Genomic DNA, 9,721 nt, shown 5'->3' on the forward strand with positions numbered 1-9,721 from the left:
GGGTCCTCAGCAGTTCTCGAAATGGGTCTTGCGCTGGCCGCGCAGCACGATGTCGAAGCGGTACGCCAGGCAGTCCATGGGGTTGGCATTGCTCATGTCGAGCTTGGCGATCAGTTGCTGCACCGCTTCGGGGTTGGCGATCGACTTGACGATTGGGCACATCGGGATCAGCGGGTCACCTTCGAAGTACAGCTGGGTGATCAGTTTGGTGGCGATCGACGGGCCGCTGATGGCGAAGTGGATATGCGCCGGGCGCCAGTCGTTCGGTCCGTTGCGCCACGGGTATGGGCCGGGCTTGATGGTACGGAAGCTGTAGTAGCCGTCGCGGTCGGTCAGGCAACGGCCGACTCCGCCGAAGTTCGGGTCCAACGGCGCCAGGTAGCGGTCGTTCTTGTGGCGGTAGCGGCCACCGGCATTGGCCTGCCACATTTCCACCAGGGTGTTGGGCACCGGCTTGCCGTACTGGTCGACGACCCGGCCGGCGACGATGATGCGCTCACCGATCGGCAGGCCACCGTTGTTGAAGTTCAGCAGCAGGTCATGGTCATGGGCACCGAAGCCCAGGTGGGTAAAGTCCGGCCCGGTAGTTTCGCTGATCGACTGCGGGATGCTGACCAGCGCCTGGCGCGGCGAGCGGGCAATCGAGGTCTTGTAGTCAGGCGTCAGGGCCTTGGGGTGCCAGTTGCGATCACGGATCACGAAGCGGCTGGTGTCCTGGGCGGGCATGCCGATTTCCTCTCTTGGAATTATCAGAGCGCCTGGGCTTGGCAGGCGGACTTGCAGTTTCGGTTAGGCCGCGTGGGATGAATATTGAATTCAACCGCATCAGACATAACCAAATGGTTATGAATTAGTACCTTTGCCGAGGGTGAACTAATCTTTTACTTCCTGTTTCAAGCTCTGGAGAGCCCTCATGGAATGGCGAAAAGGCCGACGCAGCGACAACGTGGTCGATGCCCGCGGTGAAGGTGGCGGCGGTGGCGGCATGCGCTTTGGCGGCGGCAAGGGGCTGGGGCTTGGGGCGATCCTGCTGATCGTCGGCATCGGCTGGCTCACAGGCCAAGACCCCCTGCAGATCCTCGGCCAGCTCACCGGTCAGATGCAGCAGCAACAGCAGGCCCCGGCTGGCGTGGAGAACAAGGCACCGGCGGCCAACGACGAGCAGGCGCAGTTCGTCGCCTCGATCCTGGGCGACACCGAAGACACCTGGAAGGCCCTGTTCTCCCAGGCCGGCAAGCAATACCGCGACCCCAAGCTGGTGCTGTTCAGTGGCCAGGTGAATTCCGCCTGCGGTTTCGCTTCAGCGGCCGTGGGTCCGTTCTACTGCCCGGCGGACCAACGGGTGTACCTGGACATGTCGTTCTTCCGTGAGATGGAAACCCGCTTCGCCGCCGCCGGCGATTTTGCCCAGGCCTACGTGATCGCCCACGAGATTGGCCACCACGTACAGACCCTGCTCGGCGTGTCGGCCAAGGTCGACGCTGCGCGTCGCAATGGCCAGCGCATGGAAGGCGACAACGGCTTGCTGGTGCGCCAGGAGTTGCAGGCTGACTGCCTGGCCGGGGTCTGGGCCTTCCAGGCACAGCAACGCCTGAACTGGCTGGAGCCGGGTGATGTCGAGGAAGCGCTGAATGCCGCCAACGCCATTGGCGATGACCGCCTGCAGCAGCAGGGCCAGGGGCGTGTGGTACCCGATTCGTTCACCCATGGTACTTCGCAGCAACGGGTGCGCTGGTTCAAGGCGGGGTTTGCCCAGGGTGAGGTGAACAGCTGCGATACCTTCAGTGCGCGCAGCCTTTGAGATGATGGGGCCTCTTTGCGGCCTTTTCGCGGGGCAAGCCCGCTCCCACAGGAATCTGCACAGTCATGAGGGCAGTGGCTCACCTGTGGGAATGGGCTTGTCCCGCGAAAAGGCCAGTGAGCAAATCACCTGAAAAAGCGTTTCAGCTTCCCTCCCCCTTGCCGATAACCCCTGCACGATTGAGCGGGCATCCAGAACAACAACGCCTCGCGATCGAAGATCAAGTGAGCGAAATTTTTCTGGAGAGCGTGCATGAACAGCTGGTTCGCCAATATCAGCGTCAACCTCAAACTCGGCCTGGGCTTCGGCCTGGTGCTGGTCCTCACCGGCCTGCTGGCCCTGACCGGGTGGACCAGCCTGGGCAGCCTCATCGACCGTAGCAACTGGATGGGTGATATCGCCCAGCTCAACAAAGACCTGACCGACCTGCGGATAGCGCGCCTGCAGTACATGATCGCCAACGGCGACGAGGCTACCGCTGCCAATACCCAGGCCAAGCTCGATGCCTTCAGCAAGCAGCAGGCGTACCTGGCCAGCACCTTCAAGAGCCCGGACAACGTCGAGCTGCTCAAGGGGTTGGGGCAGACCATCAGCGAGTACAAGGTATCGCTGAACAAGATGCGTGCCGGCTACCACCGTTCGCAAACCGCCCGCGACGCGATGAACCTGTCCGCCAGCCAGGCCGACGACGCCATGGATGCACTGAGCCAGAACGTCATGTCGCGTGCCGAGGGCGACAGCGTGCGCCTGGCGCAGTACCAGCTGATCAGCAAGGCGCGCCAGCAACTGCTGCAGGTGCGCATCGACGTGCGCGGCTACATCGCCGACAACAGCGCGGCCAACGAACAGGCGGCGCTGCGCCAGCTGGAAGCGGCGCTGCTGGAAATCGACGAGCTCAAGCGCCAGTTGCCGGCCGAGGCCACGCGTGTGCAGCAGTTCGAGCAGTCGGTACTGGCCTACCGTGACGCCGTGCGCCAGTTCCGCGATGCCGTCGCCGAAATCACTACGGCCCGTGCGGAAATGACCGTGCAAGGCGCCGATATCGTCAAGCGCAGCGATGCGCTGTACAAGATCCAGATTGAGCGCCGCGACGCCGAAAGTATCCAGGCCCGCAGCCTGCAGACCATCGCCACGCTGCTGGCCTTGCTGGCCGGCGTCTTGGCAGCCGCTCTGATCACCCGGCAGATCACCGGCCCGCTGCGCGAGACCTTGAAGGCGGTGGAGCGGATCGCCAGCGGCGACCTCACCCATGACCTGCGGGTGACCCGCCGCGACGAAATCGGCGTGCTGCAGCAAGGCATCGCGCGGATGGGCACGACCCTGCGCGATCTGATCAGCGGCATCCGCGATGGCGTCACCCAGATCGCCAGCGCCGCCGAGGAGCTGTCAGCGGTGACCGAGCAGACCAGTGCCGGCGCCAACAGCCAGAAGGTCGAGACCGACCAGGTCGCTACCGCGATGCACGAAATGGCCGCCACCGTTCAAGAAGTGGCGCGCAACGCCGAGCAGGCTTCGCACGCCGCCACCGGTGCCGACGACGAGGCCCGCGCGGGCGATCGCGTGGTCGGTGAAGCGATCAGCCAGATCGAACGCCTGGCCGAGGAAGTGCACCGTTCCACCGAAGCGATGAACCTGCTGCAGCAGGAAAGCCAGAAGATCGGCAGCGTGATGGATGTGATCAAGTCGGTGGCCGAACAGACCAACCTGCTGGCGCTCAATGCCGCGATCGAAGCGGCCCGCGCTGGCGAGGCCGGCCGTGGCTTTGCCGTGGTGGCCGACGAAGTGCGTGGCCTGGCCCAGCGTACCCAGAAGTCCACCGAGGAAATCGAGGAACTGGTCGCCAGCCTGCAGCACGGCACCCAGCAAGTGGCCAACGCCATGCACGGCAGCCGCACCTTGACCGACAGCAGTGTGGAACTGGCGCGCAAGGCTGGGGCTTCGCTGGAGAGCATCACCGGTACGGTGTCGAGCATCCAGTCGATGAACCAGCAGATTGCGGCGGCGGCCGAGCAGCAGAGCGCGGTGGCTGAAGAGATCAGCCGGAGCATTCTGAATGTGCGGGATGTGTCGGAGCAGACGGCGGCGGCCAGCGATGAGACGGCAGCGTCGAGCGTAGAGCTGGCGCGTTTGGGTGGGCAGTTGCAGATGTTGGTGAGTCAGTTCCGCGTTTGAGCTTGAGGTTCGGGGCTGCTTTGCAGCCCGTTCGCGACACAAGGCCGCTCCTACAGGATACGCGCTGTCTCTGTAGGAGCGGCCTTGTGTCGCGAAAGGAGGGCAAAGCCCTCCCAGCGCTACTTGACGATCATCCCCACCCCACGCCCACGCGGATCAGAAGCGGTCTCCAACTGCGCCCCATTGACCCGAATCGCCTGGATATCGCCCATCTCCCAGCCCTGGTCCTCCAGCACATAGCCCATCGTCTTCAATTCATCGGCCACCGGCCCGGTCAACGGCGCATAGCTGTCGAAGTAGATGGTGTCCTTGGGCAGCAATTGATGGTGCACACGCTGCGCCGCGACCGCCTTTTCCAACGGCATGCCGTAGTCGTAAAGGTTGTTCATCACCTGGAAGATCGAGGTGAAGATCCGCGAACCACCCGGCGTACCGATCACCAACTCGACCTTGCCGTCGCGGGTCATCAGGCTCGGGCTCATCGACGACAGCATGCGCTTGCCCGGGGCGATGGCGTTGGCGTCACCGCCGACCACGCCAAAGGCGTTGGCCGCACCCGGCTTGGCGCTGAAATCGTCCATCTCGTCGTTGAGCAGGAAGCCAGCGCCCTTGACCACCACACCACTGCCGTAGTCGAGGTTGAGGGTGTAAGTGTTGCTGACGGCGTTGCCCTGCTTGTCGACGATCGAGAAGTGCGTGGTCTGGTGCGGCTCCAGACCCGGTTTGACATCGTCGGTCGCAGAAATCGCCTTGGGGTTGACCTGGGCGGCGCGCTTGGCCAGGTAGTCCTTGGCGATCAGCTGGTCGACCGGCACCTTGGTGAACGCCGGATCACCCAGGTAGTCGGCACGGTCGGCGAACACCCGCTTCTCGATCTCGGCCAGCAGGTGAATGTACTGTGCCGAATTATGCGCCACGCCCTTGAAGTCCGCCGCGCGGTCTTCCTTGATACCCAGCAGCTGGGCCAGGGCAACGCCGCCCGAGCTCGGCGGCGGTGCCGTGTACACCACGTTACCGCGCCAGCTCAGGGCCATCGGTTCGCGCCAGACGGCTTTGTAGTCCTTGAGGTCTTCCTTGGTGATCAGGCCCTTGTCGGCCTGCATCTGCGCCACCAGCAGGTCGGCGGTCTTGCCCTGGTAGAACTCGCTGACGCCCTTGTCGGCGATGCGTTCGAGGGTCTGCGCCATCTCCGGCTGCTTGAACAGCTCGCCCACCTTCATGTTGCCGAAATAGTCGTTGAAGTTGGTGGCGGTCTTGAACAGGCCCTGAGCATCGTTGCGGTACTGGTACTGCTTTTCGGCGATCTTGAAGCCGTTTTTCGCGTAGCCGATGGCTGGGGTGAGCAGCTCGCTCCAGGGCAGCTTGCCGAACTTCTGGTGCGCTTCCCACAGGCCCATCACGGTGCCAGGCACGCCGGCGGCACGCACGCCGACCAGGCTCAGGTTCTCGATGACCTCGCCTTTTTCGTCCAGGTACATGTTGCGGCTGGCGGCCTTGGGCGCGACTTCGCGGTAGTCGAGGAAGTAGGGTTTGCCGTCGACGAACAGGGTCATGAAACCGCCACCGCCAATGTTGCCGGCCTCCGGGTAGGTCACCGCCAGGGTGAAGGCCGTGGCCACGGCGGCATCCACCGCGTTGCCGCCCTTCTTCAGGATATCGGCGGCCACCTGTGCGCCATATTGATCAGGTGCGGCCACCGCGCCGCCCTCCAGGGTCAAGGCATAGGCCGACGAACAGCTCAGGACCGCGGCTCCGAGCGCCAGGGACTGGAACAGGACAATACGCATGACACTTCCTTGGTGTTGTTTTTGTTGATCAGTCAGTAAGGCCGAAGCCTGTCGACTGTGCAATAACACGTAGGAAGTTTCGCCGCCCTTGGGCAGGATCTGTCGCGTTCAGGCAACTCAGCAGGCGTACATGGCCAGCTTGCGCTGAATGAAATCCAGGAAGCACTGAATACGCAGGGCCAGTTGCGTGTTGCGGTAGTAGACGGCATGGATCGGCTGGCGGTAGCCGTTGTTGGCTTCGCTCAGCACCACCTGCAGGCGCCCGGCGCGGATGTCTTCGTGGGTCATGAAGTGCGACAGGCTGACGATGCCCTCCCCGGCCAGGGCCAACTGGCGCAAGGTTTCACCACTGGAGGCCAGCAGTGCCGGGCGGATCGGCCAGCGATCGCCCTGGGCATGGCGCAGCGGCCACTGGTTGAGTGATTCGGGCTGGCTGAAGCCGAGCAGGCAATGCTTGTCCAGGTCTTCCACGCGCTCGGGAATGCCGTGCCGCTCAAGGTAGGCCGGGCTGGCCAGCACCTGCACCGGGCTGCAGCCCAGCGAGCGGGCATGCAGGCTGGAATCGGCCAGGTCGCCGATGCGAATGGCCACGTCGGTGCTCTGTTCCAGCAGGTCGATGATCAGGTCGTCGGTGTTGAGCTCCAGCTCGATGCCGGGGTACTGACGACGGAATTCGCCGATCCACGGCAGGATGGCATGCAGCATGAACGGAGCGGCCGCGTTGATGCGCAGACGCCCGGAGGCGGTCTGGCGGTTCATCGACAGGCGCTCCTCCATTTCGTCCATCTGCTCCAGTACCAGGCGCGAGCGTTCGAGGAAGAAGCGCCCCTCTTCGGTCAAGTCCATGCGCCGCGTGGTGCGGTTGACCAGGGTGGTGCCGAGCTTGGCCTCCAGGCGCGACAAGGTGCGGCTGACTGCCGACGGTGTCTGGCCGATCTGTTCTGCGGCCGCGGAGATCGAGCCGCAATCGATCACGGCTACGAATACCTGGAGTTCTTCGGATCGGGTTTTCACGTATGCGCCTGTGTCTGCTCTTCGCGGTGATTGATAGCCGCTTGCCAGCTGCAAGTCCAGTTAAACTGCCTTGCCGAACACCTGGTCCAGGTGCGCTTCATAGGCCGCCAACGCCGCCGGCACGTCCGGACGCTTCATCACATCCACCGCGATGAAGGTCGGCAGACCGGTCATGCCGAGGAACTGATTGGCCTTGTGGAACGGGAAGTACACGGCGTCCACGCCCTTGCCTTCGAAGAAGTCGCTGGGGTCGTCGAAGGCCTGCTGGGGTGCGTTCCAGGTCAGCGACAGCATGTACTGCTTGCCTTGCAACAGGCCGCCACTGCCGTATTTCTGCGAGGCATCCGAACGGGTGCGACCGTCGTTGGCGTAGAGGCTACCGTGGCCGGCGGTGAACACCTCGTCGATGTACTGCTTCACGGTCCAGGGCGCGCCCATCCACCAACCTGGCATCTGGTAGATGATCACATCGGCCCAGAGGAATTTCTCGACCTCGGCCTGCACGTCGTAGCCACCGTCGATGAAGGTCTGTTGCACGTCGAAACCGGAACGGTCCAGATGAGCCAGTGCGGCGTCGTGCAGGGTCTGGTTGAGGCGGCCATCGGAGTGAGCGAACTGTTTACCGCCGTTGAGCAGAAGAATCTTTTTCATGCTGACCTCAAGTCAAGAATCGAATGACCGGCAGATTAGGGATTCGCAGGCACGGGAAACAGCGAGGACGGGGCAAAATACAATTGACCTGAAGTCACGAATGGACAATCAATTCTTGCCGTAGAATCGATTCATCTTTCCACCCGCGAGTAGTTATCCATGAGTGAGCAATACGCCTTCGTCCTCAAGGCCAAGACCCGTCCGGAAATGGCCGAAGCCTTCGAAACCTTGTTCCGCGCGTATGTCGAGCCGAGCCGCCAGGAACCGGGCTGCATCGAGTACCACATGCTGCGCGACAAGGCAGATCCGAGCCTGTTCGTATTCTTCGAGGTGTGGGCCAGCAAGGCGGCCCTGGATGTGCACTCGGCACTGCCACACATGGCCGCGTTCTTCGAAAAACGCATGGACTACCTGGAGCGCGATTTCGATATCCAGCTGATCGAGATGCTCAGCGCCTCTTCCGCTAACCGTTGATCAGCAAGTGGCCGCCCAGCACGGCCAGACCGATGAAGAAGCAGCGCTTGAACAGCGCCGCACTGATTCGCTGGCGCAGCCACTGGCCGGCCAGCATGCCCAGCAGCGCGGGCGCCAGCATCAGCAGTGAAGCCCCCAGCGCCTGGCCACCCAGGGCGTCCTGCCCGGCCAGGCCTAGCGCCAGTGCCAGGGTCGAGACGGTGAACGACAGGCCCAGTGCCTGGATCATCTCGTCGCGGCTCAGGCCCAGGCTCTGCAGGTAAGGCACTGCAGGCATCACGAATACGCCGGTGGCCGCCGTGACCACGCCGGTCACCAGCCCACAGAGCGGCCCCAACCACCCTTCCCTTTCCCGCGCCAGTCGCAGTACCGGGCCGATCAGCCCGTACAGCGCATAGATGACCAGCGCAGCCCCCAATGCATGCACCGCCCACGGCCCACTGTCGATGCCGAGCCAGACACTGCCAAGCAGCGTGCCGACGAAGATCATCGCCAGCATCGGCCCGAGCCTTCGCATGAGCGCCAGCAGGTGACCGCCAGTGGCGAGTTGCCAGAGATTGGTGAGCGTCGACGGAACGATGAGCAGCGCGGCAGCCTGCGCCGGCGACATAGCCAGGCCCAGCAAGCCCATGGCGATGGTCGGCAGCCCGAGGCCGATCACGCCCTTGACCGCACCGGCCAGCAGGAAGGTGGCAATGACCAGCAGCGACAGTGCCGGGCCGATGTTCTGGTAGAAAGCGATCAAGGTATCCATGGCCGTCATGATGGCCTGGGGCATACGGGCTGAAAATCTGCCATATACTCAGCCAGACTCTTTCCAGGACAGAGGCAGATGCACTTCGACCTGATCGACCTCATGCTTTTCCAGCACACCGTGGAGTGCGGCAACATCACTGCCGGAGCACGCCGCAGCCATCTGTCGCTACCGGCGGCCAGCGCGCGAATCCGGGCCATGGAAGCCTCGCTCGGAACAGCGCTGCTCGAACGCAATCGACGGGGCGTACAGCCGACGCCGGCCGGCCAGGCACTGCTGCAACACACGCGACTGATCGGCCAGCAGGTCGAGCGCTTGCAGTTCGACCTGGCCCAGTACGCCAAGGGGCAGCAAGGCCAGGTGCGCCTGCTGTGCAACACCGCGGCGCTGACCGAATACCTGCCGGAGCTACTGGCGAGCTATCTGGCCGACAACCCCGGGGTCAGTGTCGATGTGCAGGAGCTGCCGAGCCTGCGGATCGTGCAGTCGATCACCCAAGGCATGGCCGATCTCGGCATCATCTCCACGGCGGCGCCCAGTGCACATCTGCAGACCCTGCCGTTTCGCGATGATCCGCTGGTACTGGTCACGCCCCTGAACCATCCCCTGGCCCTGGAGCCTACACCGAGTTTCATCGACTGCCTCGCCCATGGCCATGTGGGGCTGGGGGCGAACAGTGCGTTGGCGTTGTACCTGGAAGAACAGGCGCTGCGCGAAGGGCGGCGCATGCAGGTGCGGGTGCGGGCCGAAGGGTTTGACGGGGTGATCCGCATGGTGGCGGGTGGGGCGGGGGTCGGGGTGGTGCCGATGGCATCGGTGAAGCGTTGGCAGGGGGTGTTGCCGATGCACTGGGTGGCGCTGCGGGAAGACTGGGCGAATCGGCGGCTGCTGCTGTGTGCGCGGGACTTTTTAGGGTTGCCGGGATATGCGGCGGGGTTGGTCGAGCGGTTGGTGAAGGGATGATCTCAAGCGGGGGTGTCAGAAATTTTGTGTTCGGGCATAACATGAGTAAGAGGTGCATGTATGCCAACCAAAAAGAAATCTGAACGCCAACCAGTGCGAGAGCTG

At 63.4% G+C, this 9,721-nt stretch carries 9 protein-coding genes and 1 pseudogene; 5 read left to right on the forward strand and 5 right to left on the reverse strand.

Features of this window, described 5'->3' with window-relative positions:
• Positions 1 to 6 precede the first annotated feature (6 nt).
• Positions 7 to 726, reverse strand: coding sequence for a protocatechuate 3,4-dioxygenase subunit beta (gene pcaH / locus ACIPZG_RS26420; protein ID WP_008094164.1), 720 nt, complete (start codon positions 724 to 726; stop codon positions 7 to 9).
• 187 nt (positions 727 to 913) lie between these two features.
• On the opposite strand from pcaH, the gene ACIPZG_RS26425 reads away from it, so the two are divergent.
• The 3 genes and pseudogenes from ACIPZG_RS26425 to ACIPZG_RS26435 all read left to right on the forward strand — a co-directional run bounded on the left by ACIPZG_RS26425 (position 914) and on the right by ACIPZG_RS26435 (position 3,973).
• A complete protein-coding gene (locus ACIPZG_RS26425) occupies positions 914 to 1,801 on the forward strand; it encodes a neutral zinc metallopeptidase (RefSeq protein ID WP_400718384.1) in 888 nt (295 codons plus the stop codon).
• A 387-nt stretch (positions 1,802 to 2,188) separates the two neighbouring features.
• A pseudogene (locus ACIPZG_RS26430) lies at positions 2,189 to 3,118 on the forward strand (methyl-accepting chemotaxis protein); the annotation flags it as partial.
• Positions 3,110 to 3,973 carry a methyl-accepting chemotaxis protein gene (locus tag ACIPZG_RS26435; protein ID WP_400640928.1) on the forward strand — a complete coding sequence of 288 codons (864 nt, stop codon included), beginning with the start codon at positions 3,110 to 3,112 and terminating at the stop codon, positions 3,971 to 3,973. The pseudogene ACIPZG_RS26430 and the gene ACIPZG_RS26435, both read left to right, overlap by 9 nt.
• A gap of 119 nt (positions 3,974 to 4,092) precedes the next feature.
• Here ACIPZG_RS26435 and ggt read toward each other — a convergent pair whose 3' ends face one another.
• From ggt to ACIPZG_RS26450, 3 genes are all read right to left on the reverse strand, one after another.
• Positions 4,093 to 5,760, reverse strand: coding sequence for a gamma-glutamyltransferase (gene ggt, locus ACIPZG_RS26440; RefSeq protein WP_400640451.1), 1,668 nt, complete (start codon positions 5,758 to 5,760; stop codon positions 4,093 to 4,095).
• Positions 5,761 to 5,877: 117 nt separating this feature from the next.
• The gene (locus ACIPZG_RS26445; protein WP_400718386.1) at positions 5,878 to 6,774 is read right to left on the reverse strand and encodes a LysR family transcriptional regulator; all 897 of its coding nucleotides are present in this window, start codon (positions 6,772 to 6,774) and stop codon (positions 5,878 to 5,880) included.
• A 60-nt stretch (positions 6,775 to 6,834) separates the two neighbouring features.
• Complete coding sequence (locus tag ACIPZG_RS26450) at positions 6,835 to 7,425, reverse strand: NAD(P)H-dependent oxidoreductase (protein WP_400718388.1); 591 nt, start codon at positions 7,423 to 7,425, stop codon at positions 6,835 to 6,837.
• 159 nt (positions 7,426 to 7,584) lie between these two features.
• Here ACIPZG_RS26450 and ACIPZG_RS26455 point away from each other — a divergent pair, with 159 nt between their 5' ends.
• Positions 7,585 to 7,899 carry a putative quinol monooxygenase gene (locus ACIPZG_RS26455; RefSeq protein ID WP_400718390.1) on the forward strand — a complete coding sequence of 105 codons (315 nt, stop codon included), beginning with the start codon at positions 7,585 to 7,587 and terminating at the stop codon, positions 7,897 to 7,899.
• On the opposite strand, the gene ACIPZG_RS26460 is transcribed toward ACIPZG_RS26455, so the two are convergent.
• A complete protein-coding gene (locus tag ACIPZG_RS26460) occupies positions 7,889 to 8,653 on the reverse strand; it encodes a sulfite exporter TauE/SafE family protein (RefSeq protein WP_400718394.1) in 765 nt (254 codons plus the stop codon). The genes ACIPZG_RS26455 and ACIPZG_RS26460 overlap by 11 nt on opposite strands.
• Positions 8,654 to 8,731: 78 nt before the next feature.
• Between ACIPZG_RS26460 and ACIPZG_RS26465 the strand changes: the two genes are divergently transcribed.
• A complete protein-coding gene (locus tag ACIPZG_RS26465) occupies positions 8,732 to 9,616 on the forward strand; it encodes a LysR family transcriptional regulator (protein WP_400718392.1) in 885 nt (294 codons plus the stop codon).
• Positions 9,617 to 9,721 lie beyond the last annotated feature (105 nt).

It is taken from the genome of Pseudomonas sp. NPDC089395 (assembly GCF_044749525.1).
In the GTDB taxonomy this organism is placed as follows: Bacteria; Pseudomonadota; Gammaproteobacteria; order Pseudomonadales; family Pseudomonadaceae; genus Aquipseudomonas.

Coding starts and splice junctions, on each gene's coding strand:
- pcaH (WP_008094164.1), bottom strand. CDS start 726: ATGCCCGCCCAGGACACCAGCCGCTTCGTGATCCGTGATCGCAACTGG.
- ACIPZG_RS26425 (WP_400718384.1), top strand. CDS start 914: ATGGAATGGCGAAAAGGCCGACGCAGCGACAACGTGGTCGATGCCCGC.
- ACIPZG_RS26435 (WP_400640928.1), top strand. CDS start 3,110: ATGGGCACGACCCTGCGCGATCTGATCAGCGGCATCCGCGATGGCGTC.
- ggt (WP_400640451.1), bottom strand. CDS start 5,760: ATGCGTATTGTCCTGTTCCAGTCCCTGGCGCTCGGAGCCGCGGTCCTG.
- ACIPZG_RS26450 (WP_400718388.1), bottom strand. CDS start 7,425: ATGAAAAAGATTCTTCTGCTCAACGGCGGTAAACAGTTCGCTCACTCC.
- ACIPZG_RS26455 (WP_400718390.1), top strand. CDS start 7,585: ATGAGTGAGCAATACGCCTTCGTCCTCAAGGCCAAGACCCGTCCGGAA.
- ACIPZG_RS26460 (WP_400718394.1), bottom strand. CDS start 8,653: ATGGATACCTTGATCGCTTTCTACCAGAACATCGGCCCGGCACTGTCG.
- ACIPZG_RS26465 (WP_400718392.1), top strand. CDS start 8,732: ATGCACTTCGACCTGATCGACCTCATGCTTTTCCAGCACACCGTGGAG.